Source organism: Mesoflavibacter sp. SCSIO 43206, assembly GCF_019904215.1.
GTDB lineage: Bacteria > Bacteroidota > Bacteroidia > Flavobacteriales > Flavobacteriaceae > Mesoflavibacter > Mesoflavibacter zeaxanthinifaciens.
This window is the reverse complement of sequence record NZ_CP063201.1, coordinates 1,160,849-1,185,020: the sequence shown is the minus strand read 5'-3', so window position 1 is coordinate 1,185,020 and position 24,172 is coordinate 1,160,849. Positions and strand designations below refer to the sequence as shown.

Below are 24,172 nucleotides of genomic sequence, written 5' to 3'. Positions count from 1 at the left end.
TATAACTTTATGTTACACGGTCTTTTTATGTTAAAAACGTTTTATTAGTTAATAAGATTGTTTTCTTACTCTAATCGGTCTCTTTCTTTCTTATCTTTGGTACGTTCGTTAGTCTGTAAACTTGTATTACCAAATTTATAACTAAAACCTAACTTAACATATCTATTATCTTGGTTATGGAAGTTATAATTGTCTTGTCTACCATATTTAGTGCGTACAGTAAAATCTTGCTTATTAAATAAATCTGCAAAAGCTAAAGACAATGTTGCTTTATCCTTAAATAGCTTTTTACTAATAGACAAATCTGATATTAAACGACCATCTACTGTTTGAAACCCTTGTAAATTTTTACTTGTGTAAATAACTGTAAAATTAGCAGATAGGCTTTTGTCTTTTAAAAATGAAAAATCATTACTAAGCACAGAGTAGTTGCTCCATTGATCTTGTTTAACTATTTGATTGTCTAAAAAAGCTTCTTCTTGTATGTTATAAAAAGATGTTACAAAATAAACAGACCAGCTATTTGAAACATCAAAATATGTTATAAAATCTAAACCAAAATCTGTTGCTTTACCAATATTGGTTGGTTGATAGATTAAAATGTTGTTGGTATTGTCTTGAATTGGAATTTCATGTATTTGATCTGATATGTCTTTGTAGTAAAATTCAAAAGTATATCTGCTTTTTATAGATGTTCCTAAAACAAATTTGTTGGTAAATGTTGGTTGTAAAAAAGGGTTACCTGTTGCTATTGTGTTATCGTTTAAAAAGAAATTAAACGGATTTAAATCTTGATAATCTGGTCTGTTAATACTACGTTTATAATTAGTGTATAGATTTATATTTTCTGAAGTTTGCCAACTCAAATTAAGTGTAGGAAACCATTCTAAATAATCTTGGTTATTTAATCCGTTTGTGCTTATAGATTGACCTTCAATATCTGTTTGCTCTACTCTTAATCCTACTGAAAAACTCCATTTTTCCCAATCTATTTGATAGTCTAAATATGCAGCAAAAATAGACTCATCATAATGATAAGTATCAGAGTTTTGATTGTTAAATGTTGTATTTCCTGTATTTGGATCTATATCAAACTGAGTAATATCACTGTCTGTATTAATTACAGACGTTTTTATTCCTGTAGACAAAGAAGAGTTATCACTTAATGCCGTATTGTAATCTATTTGTGATGTTATAATATCTGTTGTTTGATTATTATCTGTTGTAAAAGCAGTGTCAAAATTAGAGTTACTGTTAACAAAATAATACTGAGATTCTACTTGTTGGTGTCTCTCATAATCATATTTAGTCATATGCACATTAATAGCTAAAGAACTTTCATTTTTAAACTTTTGTACAAAATCTAAATCTATTCCAAGATTATATTTATCATCACTAGAATTATTATTTACATTAAAATTATAATTATTAGTTCCTTGTAAATCATTTACTGTTGTATTTCCTCTTGTCAAATAATCAAAATAAGGTAAATACAAAAAGTTAGATGTTAGACTAAGCGTACTTCTTTCACTTAAAAAATAGTCAAAATTTAAATTTGCATTGTGTGTTTTTGAAGTTGTATTTCTATTTAAAGTAGAATACCAATTCTCTGAAATAGCGTTGTTATTATCTAAATAATTTATTTCGTTAATATTATCTCTGTTAATCTTACTTTGGTTATAGTTGTAGTTAAGGTTAATATTAACTTTATTGGTTTTGTAAAACTGATTGATTCCTGCATTATACCTAGGAAAAACACCTTGCGTGTAATTAGAAAACACATTACCTCTGTAACCTGTTATTAAGTTTTTAGTCATTACTATATCTAAAACAACTCCGCTTTCTGCATCATACTTAGCAGAAGGATTGGTAATAACCTCTACTCTTTGAATGCTATTTGCAGAAGAGTTTTCTAACAACTGTGTTACTTCTGATGCAGATAGTTGCACTTTTCTGCCATTAATAAACACTGTTGGAGTGCTATTTTTAACAGAAATATTTCCGCCTAAAACCAAAACACCTGGTGTGCTTCGTAAGACGTCTAACATTGTACCTTCTATTAAAGAAGTATTTGCAACATTAAAAATTAATCTATCTGCTTCCTTTTTAAGGGTTGGTTTATTAGCTGTAACAACAACTTCTTCTAAATTCTCTGTGCTATCTTTTAAAATAATATTTTTAATAGATGTAGTGTTAGCTATAGTTAAATTTTCAGTATAACTTTCAAAACCTAAAAATGTAGCTTGTAAAATATAGGCTTTAAAGTCTAATCCAGTAATAATATACTTTCCAGACTCATCTGTACTTGCTCCTTTTACTATAGAATTATCTGATGCATCTGTAACTAAAACGTTAACAAAAGATAGTGGTTGGTTATTTTGATCTACTACTTGACCAGTAATGGTCGCCTCTTGCCCAATAGCATAAAAAGACAGTAAATAGAATAAAATATTGGCTAAGTATTTCATTTAAAAATTAATAGGTCGTGCAAGATAATAATTGTTAATTACTTTTCCTTGTGGGAAAAACCGCAATTTTCAATCATTTACCTTATTAATAAATATATTTAAATCCTTAATAATTACATTATATTTGCAACATCTTTTTTAATGAAGATATTTGGACTATGAAGAACATTAGAAACTTTTGCATTATTGCACATATTGACCACGGTAAAAGTACACTTGCAGATAGGTTACTTGATTACACTGGTTCTGTTACCGAACGCGAAAAACAAGATCAGCTTTTGGATAGCATGGATTTAGAACGTGAACGTGGTATTACAATAAAATCTCACGCCATTCAAATGGATTTTATTCATGAAGGTGAACATTATGTACTTAACCTTATTGATACTCCTGGTCACGTAGATTTTTCTTATGAAGTTTCTCGTTCTATCGCTGCTTGCGAAGGTGCTTTACTAATCGTAGACGCAGCACAAAGTATACAAGCACAAACTATTTCTAACCTATACTTAGCGTTAGAAAATGACTTAGAAATTATTCCTGTTTTAAATAAAGTAGATCTACCAAGTGCTAATCCAGAAGAGGTTACCGATGATATTGTAGATTTATTAGGTTGTGACCCAGAAGAAGTAATTCACGCTAGTGGAAAAACAGGTTTTGGTGTAGACAATATTTTAAAAGCAATTATAGAGCGTATTCCTGCTCCTAAAGGTAACGAAGATGAACCTTTACAAGCCTTAATTTTTGACTCGGTTTACAACCCTTTTAGAGGTGTAGAAACTTACTTTAGAGTTATTAATGGTTCTATTAAAAAGAACCAACAAATTAAGTTTATCGCTACAGGAAAAACTTACGGTGCTGATGAGGTTGGTACATTAAAACTAAAACAGTTACCAAAAAAAGAAATAAAAGCTGGAGATGTTGGTTACGTCATTACCGGTATTAAAGAAGCTAAAGAAGTAAAAGTAGGAGATACCATTACCGATGCTGCTAACCCAACTAAAAATGCAATTGGCGGTTTTGAGGATGTAAAACCAATGGTATTTGCAGGTATTTATCCTGTTGATACTGAAGATTATGAAGAGCTTCGTGCCTCTATGGAAAAACTGCAACTTAACGATGCATCATTAGTATTTCAGCCAGAAAGCTCGGCTGCATTAGGGTTTGGTTTCCGTTGTGGGTTTTTAGGAATGTTACACATGGAAATTATCCAAGAACGTCTGGAACGTGAGTTTAACATGACCGTTATTACAACCGTACCAAACGTAAGTTACCATGCGTTTACCAATAAAAATCCAGATGAAATTATTATTGTTAATAACCCATCAGATTTACCAGAACCTTCAACTTTAAATCGTGTTGAAGAACCATACATTAAAGCTACAATTATTACCAAAGCAGACTTTGTTGGTAATGTAATGAGTTTATGTATTGAAAAACGTGGGCAAATCACCAACCAAACTTACTTAACTACCGAGCGTGTTGAGCTTAGTTTTGATATGCCATTAGCAGAAATTGTTTTTGACTTCTACGATCGTTTAAAAACTGTATCTAAAGGTTATGCCTCTTTTGATTACCATCCAATTGGTATGCGTGCTTCAAAATTAGTACGTGTAGATATATTACTAAACGCACAAAATGTAGATGCGCTTTCGGCTTTAATACACGCAGATAATGCTTATCATATTGGTAAAAAGATGTGTGAAAAGTTAAAAGAATTAATCCCACGTCAACAGTTTGATATCCCAATTCAGGCTGCTATTGGAGCAAAAATTATTGCTAGAGAAACTATTAAAGCGTTACGTAAAGATGTAACAGCGAAATGTTACGGTGGAGATATTTCGCGTAAGCGAAAACTTTTAGAAAAGCAGAAAAAAGGTAAAAAACGTATGCGTCAAGTCGGTAATGTAGAAATACCTCAACAGGCGTTTATGGCAGTTTTAAAATTGAATGATTAAAACTTAAACCTTATACATATAAAAAACCTTCAGCATTAACTGAAGGTTTTTTGTTTTTAAGAGCTTTGTACTGTTTCTACTTTTTCGACATCTAAAGGTTTTCCTAGATAGACTAAATGATAGCCTTTTTCTACATCTGTAATTTCGGTATTGTAAGATGAAATAATATGTAGCTCGCCTTCATTATCTTTAATAAATAAAGGAATAATGTCCTTATCATTATTAGTTGTCTTAATTAAGTCGTCTAAATGTTCTTTATCTATTATTTCAATTTCTTGAATGCTAGGATATTTTCTAGTCACTTCAGATAAAGAATTAAAATCATCAGTATGAGAAAATAAACCTTCTTTTGGATTATTATTTTTATCTGCCATTTCAGAAGAAGACACTAATCTAAAAGCGCCGTTTTCTCCAAATTGTTTTCCAAATTTGTTAATGGCGTATTTATTAATGTCGCTATTTCCTGTTAATGCCATTAAATAACCAACGTCATTTAATTCGATATTATCAATTAAAGTTTGAGAATAAATATCGGTATTGATAGCTTCTAAGCCTAACTCTTTAGCTTTATTTATGTTGTTTTGATTACTATCAATAAGTACAACATGTCTTCCGTTAGATTCTAAATAATGTCCGATTAATCTAGATACTTTTGAGGCACCAACGATTAAAATTCCACCAGATTTTGTTAAAAATACTCCAACCAACTTAGCAAATAACCGAGCTGTAGTTGCGTTTAAAAGTACTGTTCCTAATACGATTACAAAGACTAATGGTGTAATATATTCTGCTCCTGCAACACCATTTCGGGCTAATTTTAAACCAAAAAGAGACGCAATACCAGCAGCTACAATACCACGTGGACCAACCCAACTAATAAATAGTTTTTCGTTAAGTTTTAATTTAGAACCTTGTGTACTTAAAAATACACCTATAGGTCTTACTGCAAACACAACTATTGCAAATAATATTACGGTTTTCCAGTTATAGATTAAAAGTAAATCGCTGTAATTAATATTAGCAGCTAAAAGAATAAATAAAATCGAAATCAATAAAACACTTAACGATTCTTTAAAATATAATAAGTCTTTTAAATATGGTGATTTAGAGTTACCTAAAACCATACCCATAACCACAACAGCTAATAATCCAGACTCGTGTGCAAATGCATCTGAAAGCACAAAAACACCTAAAACTGCTGCTAAAGCAAATACATTAAGCAAATAATGTGGCACCCATTTTTTATTAATAATAAAGTTTAAAGCATGTGCAAAAGTAAACCCAAATGTAGCACCAAAAAGTACAATTTTACCAAACTCTATTAAGGCTGTTTTGGTAAACTCGCCTCCAGCATCTACACTAATAAATTCAAACACTAATACGGCAACTAAAGCGCCAATTGGGTCTATTAAAATACCTTCCCATTTTAAGACAGCAGATACGTCTTTTTTTAGAGGAATATTCCTTAAAATAGGTGTAATTACAGTTGGACCAGTAACTATGATTAATCCAGAAAATAGAAAAGAAATTTCCCAACTTAATTCAAAAATATAATGTGCTGCAATACCTGAGCCAAAAAATGTTACAATAGACCCTATAGAAATTAATTTAGTAATTACAGGACCTACGTTTTTTATTTCAGCCATTTTTAAGGTTAATCCACCTTCAAATAAAATAATACTAATAGCTAAGGATACAAAATAGAATAAACTTTCTCCAGGAAATAAGCCTTCTCTTTCATTCCAAATTGGTTCTATCCATTTAGAACCATCGTCTGTTATAAATTCTGCAGCAATTGGACCAACTAGTAATCCTATTAAAATTAAGGGTAAAATCGCTGGGATTTTAAACTTCCATGCTACCCATTGTGCTAATATTCCTAAAATGATTATTCCTGCTAATTCTAACATTTAAACTTGTTTTGCGTGAAAATAGTAATTCTAAAATTTATGCTATAAATTTTAACCCAAATTTAGTCAAATACATAAAAAAATTACATTTTTTAATTCTAAGTCAATTTAACAAATAATTTAATTATTCTATTTTTCTTAATAATTCCCTAATAAGACTTAAGCTTTCTTCTATAATTATTAATTTGCAGCAACTTATTAAATCATCTTTCTTTTATGAAATTATATCCAATACAAGCTGGAAATTTTAAATTAGATGGCGGTGCTATGTTTGGTGTAGTCCCAAAATCTTTATGGACCAGAACCAATCCTGCAGATAGTAATAATATGATTGATATTGCTGCGCGTTGTTTATTAATTGAAGACGGTAATCGATTAATTTTAATCGACACAGGAATGGGTAACAAACAAAGTGAAAAGTTTTATGGCTATTACCATCTTTGGGGCGATGATAGTTTAGAAAAATCTTTAAAAACAGTAGGTTTTTCTACAGATGATGTCACAGATGTATTTATGACACATCTTCATTTTGACCATTGTGGCGGAAGCATAAATTACAATAAAGACCGTACTAAATTAGAACCAGCCTTTAAAAATGCACACTTTTGGAGCAATAAAGACCATTGGAAATGGGCAACACAACCTAACCGTCGTGAAGTTGCTTCATTTTTAAAAGAAAATATTTTGCCAATGGAAGAAAGCGGTCACTTAAAATTTACAAGTATTCCGCAAGATGATATTTTAAAAAATTCAGAACTTGGCTTTGACATCTTTTTTGCAGATGGACACACAGACAAGCAAATGATACCAATGATCAATTACAAAGGAAAAACCATTTGCTTTATGGCAGACTTACTTCCTACCGTAGGACATCTGCCTTTACCTTTTGTAATGGGTTATGATACAAGACCATTACTGACGTTAGACGAGAAAGAAAAATTCTTAAACCTAGCGGCAGATAATAATTATTACTTATTTTTGGAACACGATGCACACAACGAAATTATAACCGTACAACATACCGAAAAAGGCGTACGATTAAAAGACACTTACACGTGCAACGATATATTTAATTAACAAAACAAACACAAAGACAAAGCAATGACAATTAATTACAAGCCATTAATGCTGTCTGCATTTGCAGCAGTTGTGCTTTCAAGCTGTGGTGGTAATGCACCAATCCTTTCAACTCCAATTGAAAATATTGACAATACGCCAATTAAAGAAACGCCTTTAACAGAAGCAGAAGCACATAATTGGGGACATTTAGATTTAGTAAAAGACACCATTCCTGGGATGAGTGTGGATAAGGCTTACGCCGAAATTATTAAAGGAAAAAAAGGACAACAAATTATAGTTGCTGTAATCGATTCTGGAATTGACATCGAACACGAAGATTTAGATGGAGTAATCTGGACAAACACAGACGAAATACCAGGAAACGGCATTGACGATGATAAAAACGGCTATGTAGACGATATCCATGGATGGAATTTCTTAGGTGATGCATACAACGAAAGATTAGAAATGACGCGTATCGCAGCTAGTGGTAATGCTAGCATACCAAGATATGCTGAAGCTGTTGCAGAACTAGACAAAAAATATCAAGAAGCGCTTTCTGGTAAACAACGTTATGACCAAATTTACGCTCAAGTTTCTGGAGCACACGATGTGTTAACAAAGCATTTTGGTAAAGAAGATTACACTGCAGAAGAAGTTAAAGCAATCAATACAGAAGACCAAGCATTAAAAGATGCTGTTGGTGTTGCTAATTTTATCTACGGAAATGGTCTAACGTCTATGAAAGAAGCTAAAGAGCAAATAAAAGGTGGTGTAGAGTATTTTACCGACCAAGTAAACTACAACTTAAATAAAGACTTTAACGGTCGCACAACAGGAGATAATCCAGATGATTTTGATGATAAGCCAGGTTACGGAAACAACAACGTAATGCCTTCTGTTAAGTCTGAAAGTCACGGTACACACGTTGCTGGTATTATCGCTGCAGAACGTAATAATGGGTTAGGCGCTAACGGTGTTGCAAACAATGTAAAAATTATGTCTTTACGTGCAGTACCAAATGGTGACGAGTATGATAAAGATATTGCTAAAGCTATTAGATATGCTGTAGATAACGGTGCAAAAATTATTAACGGTAGCTTTGGTAAAAGCTATTCTACTCATTCTGATTGGGTAAGAGATGCTATTAAATACGCTAGTGATAAAAATGTAATTTTTGTTCATGCAGCAGGTAACGATAGTAAAGATGTAGATGTAGAACCAAACTTCCCTGATGATAATGTTGATTTTGTAGAGATTTCAGATACTTACATTCGTGTTGGTGCTTTAGCGCCTAGTTACGGTACAAAAATGATTGCAAGTTTTTCTAACTACGGTCTTAAAAATGTAGATGTATTTGCTCCAGGAGCAAAAGTATACTCTACAACTCCAGAGAATGAATATGATACTAAAGGAGGAACAAGTATGGCTGCTCCAGCAGTTGCTGGTGTTGCAGCTTTAATCTGGTCTCAATATCCTGACTTAAAAGCTTCTCAAGTAAAACAAATTATCATGAATTCTGGTTTACCAGTAAAATCTCAGGTAATTGTTGGTGGTGATGCTAATAACGTTAAAACGCTATCAGATATTAGTAAATCTGCAAAAATAGTTAACGCTTACAATGCTTTAATTATGGCATCTCAAGTTGCTAATTAATACATAAAAAGATACAAAAAGCCTCAACCCAAAACTGTTGAGGCTTTTTTATTTCAACTAAATTTTTAAAGAATGAAAAAATTACTACTTCTTACCATTGCTTTCGGTTTTTTAACTGCTTGTAGTTCTACAAAACAAGCGGTTTCAACTACAGAAAGTTCAGCTGAAAAAAACTCTACATATTGGCAACAACATGTAGATTATAAAATGGATATTGATATGGATGTTAACAACTATCAATACCAAGGAAAACAAACGTTAGTGTATACAAATAATTCGCCAGACGTTTTAGATAAAGTGTTTTATCATTTATACTTTAATGCGTTTCAACCAGGTAGCGAAATGGATGTGCGTTCTCGTACTATTGAAGATCCAGATTCTAGAGTTGGCGATCGTATAAGTAAATTAAAACCTAACGAGATTGGTTATATCAACGTAAATAGCCTAAAACAAGACGGCAAAAAAATTAATTATGAAACGGTTGGAACTGTTTTAGAAGTAGAGTTAGCTCAACCTATTCAACCAGGACAAAGTGTAACATTTACAATGGATTTTGATGCTCAAGTACCTGTTCAAATTCGTCGTTCTGGTCGTAATAATGCCGAAGGTGTTGCACTTTCTATGACACAATGGTATCCTAAGTTAGCCGAATATGATTTTGAAGGTTGGCATGCAGATCCATACATAGGACGCGAGTTTCATGGTGTTTGGGGAGATTTTGAAGTTAACTTAACCATAGATAAAGATTACGTTGTTGGTGGTACTGGTTACTTACAAGGCGAACCTGAAATTAAAGGCGACAAAAAAACCATGCAATTTTTAGCGCCTAGTGTGCATGATTTTACTTGGGCTGCAGATCCGGATTATATTCATGATACTATGCAAGTTCCAAACGGACCAATGCTTCATTTTTACTATAAAAAAGATTTACCAGCAGATAACTTAAAATATTGGAAAGACTTACAACCAAAAACTGTTGAGTTAATGCAGTATTTTTCTGAAAATGTAGGTAAATATCCGTACGATCAATATTCTGTTATTCAAGGTGGTGATGGCGGTATGGAATACGCTATGTGTACATTAATTACAGGTAAACGTAGCTTTGGTAGTTTAGTTGGTGTAACAGCACATGAGTTAGCACATACTTGGTTTCAATTTTTATTAGCGACAAACGAAGCTAGACACGAGTGGATGGACGAAGGTTTTACTAGTTACATTAGTGATCATGCTATGAATTTTGTGATGAACGAAGGGAAAGAAATTCCTAACGCAAATGCTTATAGAGGTTACATTTATTTAGCAAAATCTGGTAAAGAAAAACCACAAACTACTCATGCAGATCGTTACGAAACTAATATGGCTTATGGTATAACAGCTTACAATAAAGGTTCTGTATTTTTATCTCAATTAGGTTACATTATTGGTGAAGACAACCTTAAAAAAACACTTAAAAAGTACTTTAACGATTTTGCTTTTAAACATCCAACACCTATTGATATTATTAGAACTGCCGAAAAAGTGTCTGGTTTAGAGTTAGATTGGTACTTAATAGATTGGACACAAACAACTAATACTATTGATTATGCAGTAACTTCTACAGAAGAAAATAATAGCATAACAACAGTAAATTTAGAGCGTAAAGGCTTAATGCCAATGCCTTTAGATATTGAAGTAGAATATACAGACGGAACAACTGAATGGTATAATATTCCTTTAAGAATAATGAGAGGCGAAAAACCGTTAGCTTCAAACGTAAAAATATTAAATGATTGGGCTTGGGCATATCCAACCTATAGTTTTAGTATAAACAAGCCTAAAAGCGCTATAAAAAGCATTACAATAGATCCAAAACAACTAATGGCAGATGTTGATAAAACCAACAATACATTAGAGTAATACTATCTATTAAAATGAAATTAAAAGCTTCAACAATTGTTGAAGCTTTTTTTATTCTTAAAACTCTATATTTGAAAAGCTATTCAATAAAAATCAAAAAAAATGAAACATTTAGCCTACGTATTAATTCTAGTATTAGCACTTAGTTGTAAAGACAACCAAAAAGAAAAAGTAGATATCAAAGTAGAAAGCACAACACATACAGAAACTACTACACAAAACACTAAAAAAAATACTGAAACTAACGCAGATTTACCTTTTCTAAAAGATATTAAAAGCTTAGAAAAAGACACGTCTGCTAATCCAATTGAAGCCTTTAAAACAAAAGCTACCAACCTTGCAACCGAAGTTTTTAAGCTAAACAAAGACAATATTAAAGATGCTTTAACTAAAGCTAAAGACTTTAAAAATGTAGTAATCACTGTGGATAATCATACCATTGTAAAATTAGATGTTAACGACTGCAAACCTTCTGGTGCTTGGAGCGCTTGCATGCCAAAAGCTGAAGGTTATATTAAAAAAGGAGACTTAGTTTATCAAAACGATTATGCTAACAATATTATTGGCTTACCTGACGATCAAGAACGTTTGATGTTTTTGTTTTAATCCTTTTACTATGAACGATAATATCAATAATATTTTTGAAAACATTCCATTAATTACAGAATTACCTGTAGAAATGAATTACCCTAATGAAATCATTAAGATTTATGAAGGTAATTATGTTTTGATAAATGATGAAAATGAAATCAAATTAAAAGGTATTATTGAATATCACTGGTTTCCTGAAAAAGGTGCTGTATTTAAGGGTAACGTTCTATCCGAATTAGACTTTAATTTAGATTCTTCGAAAGAATTCAGTCTATTAATAAATAATTTAGATTCTGGTAAAGTATTTATAACTAATAGAAAAATTGGACATAAGACTGATGAATTTGAACTTAAAGGTGTTTTTATTAAAGACTTTGTGTTAGGTGATAGTTCAATTGAAGTTAAAGAAATTAGTTTTTCATTAGCTAATTTTAAAGAACTTCATGGTAGTCCAGTAAAAAGAGTTCTAAATGAAAATATAACTACCTCGCAAAATAGAATAATATTTAAAAATGAAAATTATAAATTAGTTCTAGATAAATTAATAGACTATTCTGTAAGGAAAGAAGATTTAAAACTATCTGGTGGATATTTACTACTCTATTCAGGTAAGTTATTACTTAATAAAAGTCTTAACTTAGAAAAGGCTAAATCTTTTTTTAGTTGCATTAATTCATTTCTTTCATTTCTAAACGGAAGAAGAGTTGAAACAACCTTTCTTCAAGGTTCTTTTCAAAATGAAATACTTTGGACTGACTACTCAAATTATAGTTTTGAAATTTTTAAGCAAGCAACAAGTTGGACAATGTCAAGGTTTGATAATGAAATGAATGATATTTTCGTCAATTTTTCAAATTTATGGAAAAATGAAAATGATAGAAATTTTTTGAAGTCTGTAATACATTGGTATATTGAATCTAATAATAATTCTGGAAAAGTTGAAGGCTCTATTATTATGGCTCAAACTGCATTGGAATTAATTTACAATTGGTTAGTAATTGAAAGAAAAAAACTAATAAAAGGTGGTGATGCTAACAATATAAGCGCAGCGAATAAAATTAGATTACTTTTATCTCAGCTATCCATAAATTCCGAAGTGCCTGGTTCTTTTTCTAATTTAAATGAACTTATACAACAAAGCTCTGAATATAGTGATGCTCCAGATGTTATAGTTCAAATTAGAAATGCAATTATCCATTCACAAATGGATAAAAGAAATAAAATAACAACTCTTTCATTAGATTTAAAATATGAAGTTTTAGATTTATGCATTTGGTATATAGAAATGTCTATACTTTATATTTTAAATTATAAAGGAGAATACATGAACAGATGCAATAAAAATTTATATCCTTCTAATAGAGTTGAAAAAGTTCCTTGGTTATGATAAAATTACTCTTTTTCTCTTTCACTACAAATGTTTGAATTTTCATATCTTAGCTTAAATTATAAGTCTTCAAGACCTTTCTTTTAAGAAACATGCAGCAAATAGATCAAAAAATAACCGCTATAATCAATCATTTTCAGCTTAATAATTATGCATTTTCAAAACGTATTGGTGTTACCGGAACAACTATAGATAGCATTGTTAATGGTAGACCTCAACCGGATGGGACACGTAAAAAAACCAAACCTGGTTATGATGTGTTAAGTGCGATTATAGACCAATTTAACATCAATCCAGACTATCTTTTTGGTAAAAGTGATGTGATGTTAAAGCAAGATATGGATAAAATTCAAACATATTCTGGAATACCAAAAGTAGTTGCTGTTAATCAAAACGATGAAGAAAACGTAGTCTACATTCCAGTAAAAGCAAGAGCTGGTTATTTAGATGGTTACGGAGATAGCGAGTATATCGAGACTTTACCAACGTTTCATATGCCACAACTTACTAATGGAACCTATAGGTGTTTTGAAGTACAAGGCAATTCTATGTTTAGCACATTTGCAGATGGCGATTTAGTTTTTGGTCAATATGTAGAAGATTTAAAAGATATTAAAAATGGTCGTGTTTACGTTATTGTCAGTAAAAATGATGGTATTGTTTTAAAACGAATTATCAATAATATTGAAGAAAAAGGACAACTTATTTTAAAAAGTGATAACACAAACGGAAATTATCCAACATACACCATAAATGCAGAAGACATTATGGAAGTTTGGCACGTCACAATGTTTGCATCAAAACAAATACCAGAACCAATGGATGTTTATGACCGTTTACACGAGCTTGAAAGTAAATTACTACAGCTTCAAGAAGCATTAAAAAACTAAATTAATGCGCTACACTTACAACAAAGACGAAAAACTTAAAAGCCAAAAAGCAATTGAGCAATTATTTGCTGAAGGAAAATCTGTTTCGACATATCCTTTGCGTATGGTCTATTTAGATAACCAAACCCAATTAAAAGTTGGTGTATCTGTAAGCAAACGAAATTTTAAACTAGCGGTACATCGTAACCGAGTAAAACGCTTGTTACGTGAAGGCTACAGACTTAATAAAAATCTGTTAATAGACAATAAGTTAGACCATTACACGCTAATGATTTTATATATTAGTAAAGAAATGCCGGATTTTAAGATTATCGATAAAAAAATGAAGGCATTACTCACTAAATTTAATGACCAAGTTTCTAATATAGAGAAGAATGAAAAAGATATTTAAAAAACGCCTATTAATTCCTGTTTTTGCGTTAACTATTTTTATAACTGGAAGCGCCTTTAAAAGTGATTTTTTCGAAATAGCTAAACAAATCGAAATTTTTACCACACTTTTTAAAGAGCTTAATATGAATTACGTAGACGAGACTAATCCTGCAGATTTAATGGATAATGCCATTAAAAATATGCTTAACGATTTAGATCCGTATACCAAATTTTATAACGAGCAAGATGTAGAAGCAGAGCGTATACGTCGTACAGGAGATTATACTGGCGTTGGTGCAAAAATTAGAACTTTAAAAGATAAATTGGTTGTTGTAGAGCCGTATAAAGATTATCCAGCAGACAAAGCTGGTCTTAAAGCTGGTGACGAAATTATAGAAATAGATGGTATAAAAGTAGATGGTTACGAAGATGATGCCTCAAACTTATTAAAAGGAGCACCAAATTCAACATTAAAAGTTACTTACAAACGTCAAGGAAAAACCAATACAACGACCTTAACACGTTCTGAAATAGAAATTAATGCTGTACCTCATTTTTCTATGATTAATGAAACTACAGGTTACATTGTACTTCAAAAATTTAATGCAAAAGCGTCTATGCAAACCGAGTATGCCTTAAAAGATTTAAAGGCACAAGGCGCAAAAAGCATCATATTAGATTTACGTAATAATCCTGGTGGATTACTTCGCGAAGCTATTAATATTGTTAACCTTTTTGTACCAAAAGGACAATTGGTAGTAACTACAAAATCTAAGGTTAAAAAATACAATAAAACCTATTATACAAAAAACGAACCTGTAGATACAGAAATACCTGTTGTAGTATTAATTAACGGTCGTAGTGCTTCTGCTTCCGAGATTGTTTCTGGTGCATTACAAGACTTAGATAGAGCTGTAATTGTTGGTGCACGTAGTTTTGGTAAAGGCTTAGTACAGCGACCAAAAAAGCTAACTTATGGTACACAACTTAAAGTTACAATTTCTAGATACTACACGCCTTCAGGACGTTGTATACAATCTTTAGATTACTGGAATCGTGATGAAAACGGTAACGCAGTACGTATAAAGCAAGAAAATTATCATGAGTTTAAAACCAAAAACGGACGAAAAGTCTATGATGGTGGCGGTGTTTTTCCGGATGAAGCTTTAGAAACAACAAAAAATTCTGCAATTACAGATGCTATATTAAACAGTCAAGCTATTTTTGATTTTGCAACACAGTATTATTACAATCATCAAATTGAAGATATCAATAGTTTTAAATTATCTGATACAGATTTTAATGCATTTAAAAATCATTTAAAAAACTCTAGTTTTGAGTTTGAAACCGAAACAGAAAAAGCGCTTAAAAAAGCTTTTGAAGTCTCTAAAACAGAAAATTTAAATGATGATATTCAAAAAGAATACAATGCTTTATTACAACATTTAGACAAAACTAAGACACAAACTGTAGACCAAAATAAAACACAATTAGTTAATCTACTAACTGACGAGATTGTAAAACGTTATGTATATAGAGAAGGACTGTACGACTACTATAAAGTAAATAATCAAGAGATTAAAACAGCAACACAAATATTGGTTAACCCAAGTAAATACAATAGATATTTAAATTAAAATCTAGTAAAAATTTATTATATTTAGTGGTTAAGCAATTTAAAATGAAGTACTTTTTAATCATCTTTCTATTAATAAACACGTCTATTTTTTCGCAAAGCGAATTAAAACATGATGTGTATTTTAATACTGACGAATATGATGTTCCTTTAACAGAAGAAAACAGACTTCTGCTTTTTATTTCTACACTAGACACCATTACAATTGATAAAATTTCAATTTATGGATTTTGTGACGATCGTGGTACCAATGATTATAACTTAGAGCTTTCTCAAAACCGAGCAGATGCTATAAAAATGATGTTTGCTGATTATGGTATTGATCAAAACTTAATAACCAATGTTAATGGTAAAGGCGAAATTTTATTAAAAGTTTTAAAAGAAGACGAAGTAAACAAAGTTAGAGGTTTAAACCGTAAAGTAGAAATTATAGTTAAACCTAAAAAGTTAGCTACAAAAGAGCAAAACACAGAAGAAACAGTTGTTGATAAAACTTCTAATAAAGACAAAAAAATAACACCTGAAGATATAGCTAATGGTAACATAAAAACAGGTGATAAAATACGATTGGATAAAATTTATTTTAAAACTAATTACAGTTATGTTACTTCAGATTCTAAAAAAACTTTAGAAAAATTAGCTAAAATTTTAGTCGCAAAGAAAAACGTCTATTTTACTATACAAGGTCATGTATGTTGTACACAAAATAGTCGTGATGCTGTAGATAAAAGAACACAAAAACGTAATTTATCTGTAGCTAGAGCAAAATATATTTATGATTATTTAGCACGTAAAGGTGTAGATAAAAAACGCATGAAATATGTCGGTTTACGTCGTAAATTTCCTCTTGGTGGTGATCCTAAATACGATAGACGTGTAGAAATCTTGATTACCTATATTGCAGATAAAAAATAATCATTATTTATCTTCGTATATCATCGCAATATGTGGTATACCATCTTCTAAATATTGATCTCCTACTTCAAAAAACTGCAAATTATTATAAAAACGTTTTAAATAACACTGTGCAGAAATTTTAATATCTGTCGTGTTAAATACATCCTTAATAGTTTTTATAGATGCATCCATTATATCATAACCATACTTGTGTTTACGTTCATTTTCTTTAACTACAACTCTACCAATACTTGCTAATTCAAAATAATCTCCAGGTTTAAAAATTCTTGTATAACCAACTAAAACTTCATCTTTAAAACCTAAAACATGTAGTGCTATTTGATCTTTTCCATCTATATCTTGATATACACAATCTTGCTCTACTACAAAGACTTCACTACGTAATTGTAGTAAATCATACAGTTCTTTTGTAGTTAATTGACTAAATGTTTTTACTTTAATGTTTAGCATAAATTTAATCTTGTACAATTATATCTTTAGGATCTTCCTTTTTGTATTCTGGTTGGATATTAACGTGATTAATATCAAATTCGTCATGTAATAACTGCTCTATTTGCTGTAAAATAGCATCAAATTGCGTGATTGTAATATCTTTATCTAAATCTAAATGTGCTTCTAGATGAAGCTCGTCATCATTTAAATTCCATATATGTACATGATGTAATTTTTTAATATGCTTTAAGCTATTAACACGTTTTACAACATCTTCTACATTTATATGCGAAGGCGTAAATAACATTAGCATTTTTGTTGAGGTTTTTAACAAAGCGTAACCAACCCAAATTAGGTATAAACCTATTAAAAATGTTAATACGCTATCTATCCAAAATATTTGGTAGTACTTCATTAATAAACCACCAATTAACACGGCAACACTTGCTAACATATCTGTTAATAAGTGTAAGTATGCAGATTTTATATTGATATTGGTTTGAGAATCTTTTCTTAATAATAAGACACTTAATCCATTAAAAATGATAGCTAAAAGAGATAACCAAATAACAAGATTAGACTCTATAGTTTCAGGATTCTGAAAGCGTTTTACAGCTTCAATAATTAATAATATAGCAATTACTATTAATGTTGAAGCGTTTATAAATGCGGCTAAAATTTCGGCACGTTTATAACCAAAAGTTTTATTATTAGACGCTTTTTTCTTTGATAATTTTGCAGCAAAATAGCTTACAATTAAAGAAATAACATCTGTAAAATTGTGTAAAGCATCACTAAGTAATGATAAACTACCAGAAACAAAGCCACCAATAATCTGTGCTACGGTAATACCAATATTTAAAAGGATAGATATTAAAAGTTTTTTTCCTCTTAAATCATGTGCGTGATTGTGATTATGTGTATGATGGTGATCCATCTTATTAACACATAGGTATTTTTTCTACTCTATTTTGGTGTCTTCCGCCTTCAAATTTAGTCTCTAAAAATGTATCTACCATAGCAATAGCTTGTTGTAAAGCGGTGTAACGTGCAGGTATACAAATAATATTTGCATTATTATGCAAACGGGTAAGTTCTGTAATTTCTTTAGTCCAACATACGCCAGCTCTTACTTTTTGGTGTTTATTAGCTGTCATAGCTACACCGTTAGCACTTCCACAAATTAAAATACCAAAATCTGCAGCTTCATCTGTAACATCTTTAGCTACAGGATGTACAAAATCTGGATAATCTACACTATCTGATGCATCTGTACCATAATTAATAACTGTAATACCTTTGTCCTCTAAATGCTTTTTTATAGCAAATTTATATTCTGTACCAGCGTGATCGTTACCTATTGAAATTTTCATAATAATTGATGTTGTGTTGTTTATAGTGCTTCAAAGTTACTAATTGCTTAGCATTATTAATAATCTTTATATAGTTACTTATCTTTAAATAACTAAAAAAGTTAATAACTCAATTAATTGTTAATTTCTTTACTTTAAGTATTGATTAGTTGTTAATATCTTCTTATTCTTTTTTAAAACTTTTATTTGGATTATTAATTAAAATTTACAATCCGTAACGTTTAGTTAACAACCAAAATAGTTAACCTTAATTTTTTGTAAACTTATTAGCACTAAAATGTCAATTTTCAACGTCAATTTTAAAAGTATTTATTAAAAGTTAATTGTCAATTTACGTTATAAACAGTTGTTAATAACATATTAATTAGACTTTAAAATCAGATAGTTAATACTCTAATAAGTTGTTAATAGAACAAGTTTAACTTAATTTCAAATAAAAACTTCAAAAAGTTATACCGCTATTAACAAGTAATAATCATTACAATTATTTTTTTAAATTTTTAAAAGAAAAGAAAGTATATATAATATAAATGTGAATAACGTTTGAAGTCTTTAATTTAACGCTTCCTTAATTCTATTTTAATTTTAAAAATGTAGCTTTGTATAAACTTAATCACTTTCTCTTCCCACTAATTAAGTTAATTATAAACCGAATTTCACTTAACTTTAGAAATTCAATACATTAAAAAATATAAATGTCAAAAAAGAAAAAGAAAAGGAAACCTAGTCATAATAAGATTTCCAACTTAACTAATACTATTCTAAATATACTTAGAAAAGAACGAAATAAAACCTTTAACTATAAGCAGATTGCAGCCAAATTAGGCGTTAATGATGCTAGTAGTCGTAACCAAATTATAAAAAAACTAGCGCAGCTTAAAGCTAAGCAAGAGATTGAAGAAGTAGAACGTGGTAAGTTTAAAGCTATTGTAAATACCGAGTATCACACTGGTATTTTTGATGCGTCTTCACGTGGATCTGGCTATGTAATTTGTGATGCTTTTGAAGAAGATATCTTTATTGCCTCTAACAATGTTAATAAAGCATTAGATGGTGACGAAGTAGAACTTTATGTCTTTAAACGCCGTAAACGCGGTAAATTAGAAGGCGAAATAACACAAATTATTAAGCGTGCAAAAACGCAATACGTTGGTGTTATACAAATACACGAAAAGAACAATTTTGCATTTGTAGTCCCAGATTCTAACAAAATGACTACAGATATTTTTGTGCCTATTAACAAAATTAATAAAGCTGAAGATGGTGATAAAGTCTTAGTAGAGTTAGTAGATTGGCCAGAAAAAGCAGATTCACCAAACGGACGTGTAAAAGAAGTCCTTGGTAAACCAGGAGAACACAATACTGAAATACATGCTATTTTAGCAGAATACGGTTTACCGTACGAATTCCCAAAAGAAGTCGAAGATTTTGCAAATCAAATAGATACCTCTATTAAACCAGAAGAAATTAAGAAACGTCGCGATATGCGTAAAGATTTAACCTTTACCATAGATCCTAAAGACGCTAAAGATTTTGATGATGCACTATCCTTTAAAGTTTTAGAAAATGGCTTATTTGAGATAGGAATACACATTGCAGACGTATCTCATTATTTAGAAGAAGGTACCATTTTAGATGATGAAGCTTATGAGCGTGCAACATCTGTTTATTTAGTAGATAGAGTAGTGCCAATGCTTCCTGAAATATTAAGTAATGGCGCTTGCTCTTTACGTCCGCATGAAGAAAAATATACATTCTCGGCAGTATTTAAATTAAATGAAAAAGCCGAAATTAAAGACCAATGGTTTGGTAGAACAGTAACCTATAGTGATGCAAGATTTGCTTACGAAGAAGCACAAGCTGTTATAGAAAATAACACAGATTTTGTTATTTCTAATAATACAGAAATATCATCCATAAAAACCGAAATTCCAGAAGACGTTTCACTTACTGGTAAAACATACAATACACAACCAGAAATAGCCGAAGCAATTTTAGTTTTAGACCGATTAGCAAAGAAAATGCGAAGCAAACGTATGCGTTCTGGAGCAATTAGTTTTGATAAAGTTGAAGTAAGATTTACTTTAGACGAACAAGCAAATCCAACAGGCGTTCATTTTAAAACCAGTAAAGATGCTAACAAGTTAATAGAAGAATTTATGTTATTAGCTAACCGTAAGGTATCAGAGTTTGTTTCTAAAATGAAACCTTCAAAAACCTTTGTATATCGTGTTCATGACGAGCCAGACGAAAGTAAATTAGCTGCTTTACAAGGCGTAGTTGCTAGATTTGGTCATAAATTAAACTTTAAAAGTCGCGATAGTATTTCATCTTCATTAAACAAATTATTAGAAGATGTTCAAGGTCAAAAAGAGCAAAATTTAGTAGATACTTTAGCAATTCGTACTATGGCTAAAGCCGAATATACCACGCATAACATAGGACATTACGGATTAGCTTTTGATTATTACAGCCATTTTACATCGCCAATTAGACGTTATCCAGACGTTATGGCGCATCGTTTATTACAACGTTATTTAGATGGTGAGAAAAGTGCAAATGAAGAAATTTATGAAGAAAAATGTATGCACTCAAGTAATATGGAAAATTTAGCGACAAAAGCCGAACGTGATAGCATAAAATACATGCAAATTAAGTTTATGCAAGATCATAAAGACGAAGAATTTGTTGGCGTAATTTCTGGTGTAACCGATTGGGGAATTTATGTCGAGATTATTGCTAATAAATGCGAAGGAATGGTCCGTATTAGAGATATAAAAGATGATTATTACGAGTTTGATCAAGACCAATTTGCACTTGTTGGACGCGAAACAAAAAACATGTACCAATTAGGAGACGAAGTTGTTGTAAAAGTAAAACAAGCAGATTTAGTAAAACGTCATTTAGATTTTGATTTAGTTGGTAAACACGAAGCGTAGATTTGATTATTTACCTTTAATCAACGATTTATTAGCAACATAAACCTGTAACATTTATAAATTTAAAGGACTAATCAATAAAATATAAACCATGATTTTAACCACAACAAATACTATAGAAGGCTTTAAAATAATAGAATATAAAGGCATTGTAACTGGTACTTCTTTTGAAATGAAAACGAAGTTTTCTTTTAAAGTCGAAAAAAGTAAAGACATTACAAAAGCGGTAATTAACGAAGCTAAAGAACATGCGTTTCAAGAGTTACAAGACAATGCTAAAAATTTAAATGCTAATGCTGTAGTTGGAATTAGTTTTGATATAGAAACTGTAAATGGCTCTTATTTTTTTGTTTCAGTAGTTGGAACAGCAGTTAATGTTGCATAATTAATCTTCGGTTAGAGTGATTTTTTAAGTATTAAAAAATCATATCAAGAACAAAATATTTATAAAACTGTAACACTAATCAAAAAATAGACTCTTAATACAAACAAAACCTTCAATATTATGAAATATTTACTGTCTATTTTAGCTTTAGTTTTTAGCTTAAATACCTTTGCACAAAACCCAAAAAGTCAGCATGTAGGTGACTTTACAACGGTTAAAGTTTTCGATTTAATAAAAGTAAGTCTAGTAAAATCTGACGAAAATAAAGTGATTATTACTGGTGAAGATGTAGACGATGTGGAAGTAGTAATTAAAAACGATATGTTAAAAATACGCATGGATATAGACCGTATTTTTGATGGTACAAAAACCTTTGTTGCTGTGCATTATAAAGATATAAAAGTTATTGATGCTAATGAAGGATCTAAAATTGTAGGTAACGAGCTTATCACACAAGACGCAATCGAATTACGTGCCCAAGAAGGAGCAACAATTATTGCAGGATTAGATGTAAACACTGTAAATGTAAGAGCTGTAACTGGCGGAATTATAGAAACTAGAGGTAAAGCTAACACTCAAAATATTACATTAAATACAGGTGGAATTTACGAAGGAAGAGATTTTCAAACAAAAAATACAAACATAAAAGTACGTGCTGCTGGAGAAGCAGAAGTGACCGCAAGCGATACAGTGGATGCGCGTATTACTGCTGGTGGAGATATTGATATCTATGGTAATCCTAGAACCGTTACTAAAAAGAATACCTTTGGCGGATCAATTACAGTTAAAGATTAATAACTTAATTATAGAACAGTTAGGTTGAGCGTAGTCTAAACCTAAATTAAAAAATAAAAGCTTCAGTTTTAAATTGAAGCTTTTTTTATTTCTGTTAATAAGCATTCTATAATCAATAAATAATTTCTTTACTTTGTAAGACAATCCAGCTATACAACATGTTTGACGATATTCTTACTGCAATTCCTTTTGGTATCATTCTATCATTTACTATTGGACCAGTATTTTTTGTTTTGTTAGAAACTGCTGCAACCAAAGGGTTTAAAAGTGCTTTAATATTTGATGCAGGAGTAATTCTAGCAGATATTTTATTTATTGTAGTTGCATTTTTTAGTACCGAAAAATTGGTAGGTAAAATAGAAAAAGATCCTAATTTTTTAATTTTTGGTGGTGTTTTATTAGCTATATATGGCTTTATTTCGTTTATAAAAACATCAAAATCGTTTAGAGAAATAGTAAGAGAATATCATAAAGTAGAAATTAAAAAAGGCTACGGAAAATTATTTTTAAAAGGCTTTTTGCTCAACTTTATTAACATTGGTGTACTGTTAGGTTGGGTAGCTTTTATTGTAATTGCTAATTCTATAACCACGTCTAAAAATGGTGTTATTGTCTTTATTAGTACCATGTTAATAACTTACTTTTTAGCAGATTTAGTAAAAATTACAGCTGCAAAAGCTTTAAAAAATAAGCTTACACCAAGACTTATTTACAAGACTAAAAAGATTGTAGCACTAGTAATATTAGGCTTTGGCGTACTATTACTAGTACAAGGTTTCTTCCCAAAAGAAAAAGAATTGCTTAAAGAAAAAATAGAACAGATTAATCCTTTGGATTAAGCTTGTCATTCCGAACTTGATGCGGAATCCATAATCATTCAATCTTATTTTCTAAAAATTGTAAACAAAAAAAGCTTCCAGAATTTCTGAAAGCTTTTAGAGGCGTCTAGCGGATTCGAACCGCTGTACAAGGTTTTGCAGACCTCTGCCTAGCCACTCGGCCAAGACGCCATTAACTTCCTGTGAAAACAGGAATCTTATTTAAGATTGATAAATAAGGACAGCAAATGTAAAAAAAATAAACTTTTTACACTATTTCTTGAAGTTTTTTCTTTTGTCACTCATAACAATTGTTACTTGCTCTACATCGCCACCAATTGGCGGATTTATTTTACTAACACTTACTGTTGCTTTTTTAATCATTTGATCTTCAGTAAAAATTCGGTTTAAAATACGTCGTGCTACATGCTCTAAAAGTGCACTTGGTATCTTCATTTCTTCAAAAATAATTCTATTTAAAAACACGTAATCTACCGTATCTTTTAATTGATCTGTCTTTGCGCTGTGTTGTAAATTGGCTGTAATTTCTAAATCCACACGATAATCACTACCAATAGCAGTTTCTTCTTTTAAACAACCGTGATGAGCAAATACTCTAATATTTTCAACTTTAATTTTTCCCATTTTTATAAAAATTTCAGCAAAAATACCTAAAAATTTTACGTGCTTTA

Annotated in this window: 20 protein-coding genes and 1 tRNA gene; 14 read left to right on the top strand and 7 right to left on the bottom strand. The window is 30.6% G+C overall.

Features of this window, described 5'->3' with window-relative positions:
• Positions 1-65: 65 nt before the first annotated feature.
• On the bottom strand, positions 66-2,468 hold the full coding sequence (locus INR78_RS05620) for a TonB-dependent receptor domain-containing protein (RefSeq protein ID WP_223077828.1): 2,403 nt from the start codon (positions 2,466-2,468) through the stop codon (positions 66-68).
• 158 nt (positions 2,469-2,626) lie between these two features.
• Here INR78_RS05620 and lepA point away from each other — a divergent pair, with 158 nt between their 5' ends.
• The gene (lepA, locus tag INR78_RS05615) at positions 2,627-4,423 is read left to right on the top strand and encodes a translation elongation factor 4 (RefSeq protein ID WP_027879363.1); all 1,797 of its coding nucleotides are present in this window, start codon (positions 2,627-2,629) and stop codon (positions 4,421-4,423) included.
• 56 nt (positions 4,424-4,479) lie between these two features.
• On the opposite strand, the gene INR78_RS05610 is transcribed toward lepA, so the two are convergent.
• Entirely contained in the window at positions 4,480-6,333 is a 1,854-nt protein-coding gene (locus tag INR78_RS05610; RefSeq protein ID WP_223077827.1) for a sodium:proton antiporter, read from the bottom strand.
• Positions 6,334-6,549: 216 nt separating this feature from the next.
• Between INR78_RS05610 and INR78_RS05605 the strand changes: the two genes are divergently transcribed.
• From INR78_RS05605 to INR78_RS05565, 9 genes are all read left to right on the top strand, one after another.
• Entirely contained in the window at positions 6,550-7,410 is an 861-nt protein-coding gene (locus INR78_RS05605; RefSeq protein ID WP_223077826.1) for an MBL fold metallo-hydrolase, read from the top strand.
• 24 nt (positions 7,411-7,434) lie between these two features.
• On the top strand, positions 7,435-9,048 hold the full coding sequence (locus INR78_RS05600; protein WP_223077825.1) for a S8 family peptidase: 1,614 nt from the start codon (positions 7,435-7,437) through the stop codon (positions 9,046-9,048).
• A gap of 72 nt (positions 9,049-9,120) precedes the next feature.
• Positions 9,121-10,944 (top strand): M1 family metallopeptidase, encoded by a 1,824-nt coding sequence (locus INR78_RS05595; protein ID WP_223077824.1) that lies wholly within the window; start codon positions 9,121-9,123, stop codon positions 10,942-10,944.
• A gap of 102 nt (positions 10,945-11,046) precedes the next feature.
• Entirely contained in the window at positions 11,047-11,550 is a 504-nt protein-coding gene (locus INR78_RS05590; RefSeq protein ID WP_223077823.1) for a hypothetical protein, read from the top strand.
• A 10-nt stretch (positions 11,551-11,560) separates the two neighbouring features.
• Positions 11,561-12,922, top strand: a complete 1,362-nt coding sequence (locus tag INR78_RS05585) for a hypothetical protein (protein ID WP_223077822.1) — start codon at positions 11,561-11,563, stop codon at positions 12,920-12,922.
• Between the two features lie 92 nt (positions 12,923-13,014).
• Positions 13,015-13,812 carry a S24 family peptidase gene (locus tag INR78_RS05580; protein ID WP_223077821.1) on the top strand — a complete coding sequence of 266 codons (798 nt, stop codon included), beginning with the start codon at positions 13,015-13,017 and terminating at the stop codon, positions 13,810-13,812.
• A gap of 4 nt (positions 13,813-13,816) precedes the next feature.
• On the top strand, positions 13,817-14,203 hold the full coding sequence (rnpA, locus tag INR78_RS05575; RefSeq protein WP_223077820.1) for a ribonuclease P protein component: 387 nt from the start codon (positions 13,817-13,819) through the stop codon (positions 14,201-14,203).
• Positions 14,187-15,821 carry a S41 family peptidase gene (locus INR78_RS05570; RefSeq protein WP_223077819.1) on the top strand — a complete coding sequence of 545 codons (1,635 nt, stop codon included), beginning with the start codon at positions 14,187-14,189 and terminating at the stop codon, positions 15,819-15,821. Before rnpA ends, INR78_RS05570 begins: the two co-directional genes overlap by 17 nt.
• A 44-nt stretch (positions 15,822-15,865) precedes the next feature.
• The gene (locus INR78_RS05565) at positions 15,866-16,735 is read left to right on the top strand and encodes an OmpA family protein (protein ID WP_223077818.1); all 870 of its coding nucleotides are present in this window, start codon (positions 15,866-15,868) and stop codon (positions 16,733-16,735) included.
• Positions 16,736-16,738: 3 nt separating this feature from the next.
• Here the strand turns inward: INR78_RS05565 and INR78_RS05560 are convergent, their stop codons facing one another.
• From INR78_RS05560 to rpiB, 3 genes are read right to left on the bottom strand one after another with little or no spacing between them, the layout of a single operon-like run.
• Entirely contained in the window at positions 16,739-17,188 is a 450-nt protein-coding gene (locus INR78_RS05560; protein WP_223077817.1) for a GNAT family N-acetyltransferase, read from the bottom strand.
• A 4-nt stretch (positions 17,189-17,192) separates the two neighbouring features.
• Positions 17,193-18,107, bottom strand: a complete 915-nt coding sequence (locus tag INR78_RS05555) for a cation diffusion facilitator family transporter (RefSeq protein ID WP_223077816.1) — start codon at positions 18,105-18,107, stop codon at positions 17,193-17,195.
• 4 nt (positions 18,108-18,111) lie between these two features.
• Entirely contained in the window at positions 18,112-18,543 is a 432-nt protein-coding gene (rpiB, locus tag INR78_RS05550; RefSeq protein WP_027879351.1) for a ribose 5-phosphate isomerase B, read from the bottom strand.
• A 695-nt stretch (positions 18,544-19,238) separates the two neighbouring features.
• Here rpiB and INR78_RS05545 point away from each other — a divergent pair.
• From INR78_RS05545 to INR78_RS05530, 4 genes are all read left to right on the top strand, one after another.
• A complete protein-coding gene (locus INR78_RS05545) occupies positions 19,239-21,482 on the top strand; it encodes a ribonuclease R family protein (RefSeq protein ID WP_223077815.1) in 2,244 nt (747 codons plus the stop codon).
• 91 nt (positions 21,483-21,573) lie between these two features.
• Positions 21,574-21,867, top strand: a complete 294-nt coding sequence (locus INR78_RS05540) for a heavy metal-binding domain-containing protein (RefSeq protein WP_106680813.1) — start codon at positions 21,574-21,576, stop codon at positions 21,865-21,867.
• A 120-nt stretch (positions 21,868-21,987) separates the two neighbouring features.
• A complete protein-coding gene (locus INR78_RS05535; protein ID WP_223077814.1) occupies positions 21,988-22,662 on the top strand; it encodes a head GIN domain-containing protein in 675 nt (224 codons plus the stop codon).
• 158 nt (positions 22,663-22,820) lie between these two features.
• Positions 22,821-23,501 (top strand): LysE family translocator, encoded by a 681-nt coding sequence (locus INR78_RS05530; protein WP_027879347.1) that lies wholly within the window; start codon positions 22,821-22,823, stop codon positions 23,499-23,501.
• Positions 23,502-23,601: 100 nt separating this feature from the next.
• Here INR78_RS05530 and INR78_RS05525 read toward each other — a convergent pair.
• Together INR78_RS05525 and folB are read right to left on the bottom strand one after the other, a co-directional pair.
• Positions 23,602-23,672, bottom strand: a tRNA-Cys gene (locus tag INR78_RS05525).
• Positions 23,673-23,753: 81 nt separating this feature from the next.
• Positions 23,754-24,125 carry a dihydroneopterin aldolase gene (gene folB / locus INR78_RS05520; protein WP_223077813.1) on the bottom strand — a complete coding sequence of 124 codons (372 nt, stop codon included), beginning with the start codon at positions 24,123-24,125 and terminating at the stop codon, positions 23,754-23,756.
• Positions 24,126-24,172: the final 47 nt, after the last annotated feature.

Coding starts and splice junctions, on each gene's coding strand:
- INR78_RS05620 (WP_223077828.1), bottom strand. CDS start 2,468: ATGAAATACTTAGCCAATATTTTATTCTATTTACTGTCTTTTTATGCT.
- lepA (WP_027879363.1), top strand. CDS start 2,627: ATGAAGAACATTAGAAACTTTTGCATTATTGCACATATTGACCACGGT.
- INR78_RS05610 (WP_223077827.1), bottom strand. CDS start 6,333: ATGTTAGAATTAGCAGGAATAATCATTTTAGGAATATTAGCACAATGG.
- INR78_RS05605 (WP_223077826.1), top strand. CDS start 6,550: ATGAAATTATATCCAATACAAGCTGGAAATTTTAAATTAGATGGCGGT.
- INR78_RS05600 (WP_223077825.1), top strand. CDS start 7,435: ATGACAATTAATTACAAGCCATTAATGCTGTCTGCATTTGCAGCAGTT.
- INR78_RS05595 (WP_223077824.1), top strand. CDS start 9,121: ATGAAAAAATTACTACTTCTTACCATTGCTTTCGGTTTTTTAACTGCT.
- INR78_RS05590 (WP_223077823.1), top strand. CDS start 11,047: ATGAAACATTTAGCCTACGTATTAATTCTAGTATTAGCACTTAGTTGT.
- INR78_RS05585 (WP_223077822.1), top strand. CDS start 11,561: ATGAACGATAATATCAATAATATTTTTGAAAACATTCCATTAATTACA.
- INR78_RS05580 (WP_223077821.1), top strand. CDS start 13,015: ATGCAGCAAATAGATCAAAAAATAACCGCTATAATCAATCATTTTCAG.
- rnpA (WP_223077820.1), top strand. CDS start 13,817: ATGCGCTACACTTACAACAAAGACGAAAAACTTAAAAGCCAAAAAGCA.
- INR78_RS05570 (WP_223077819.1), top strand. CDS start 14,187: ATGAAAAAGATATTTAAAAAACGCCTATTAATTCCTGTTTTTGCGTTA.
- INR78_RS05565 (WP_223077818.1), top strand. CDS start 15,866: ATGAAGTACTTTTTAATCATCTTTCTATTAATAAACACGTCTATTTTT.
- INR78_RS05560 (WP_223077817.1), bottom strand. CDS start 17,188: ATGCTAAACATTAAAGTAAAAACATTTAGTCAATTAACTACAAAAGAA.
- INR78_RS05555 (WP_223077816.1), bottom strand. CDS start 18,107: ATGGATCACCATCATACACATAATCACAATCACGCACATGATTTAAGA.
- rpiB (WP_027879351.1), bottom strand. CDS start 18,543: ATGAAAATTTCAATAGGTAACGATCACGCTGGTACAGAATATAAATTT.
- INR78_RS05545 (WP_223077815.1), top strand. CDS start 19,239: ATGTCAAAAAAGAAAAAGAAAAGGAAACCTAGTCATAATAAGATTTCC.
- INR78_RS05540 (WP_106680813.1), top strand. CDS start 21,574: ATGATTTTAACCACAACAAATACTATAGAAGGCTTTAAAATAATAGAA.
- INR78_RS05535 (WP_223077814.1), top strand. CDS start 21,988: ATGAAATATTTACTGTCTATTTTAGCTTTAGTTTTTAGCTTAAATACC.
- INR78_RS05530 (WP_027879347.1), top strand. CDS start 22,821: ATGTTTGACGATATTCTTACTGCAATTCCTTTTGGTATCATTCTATCA.
- folB (WP_223077813.1), bottom strand. CDS start 24,125: ATGGGAAAAATTAAAGTTGAAAATATTAGAGTATTTGCTCATCACGGT.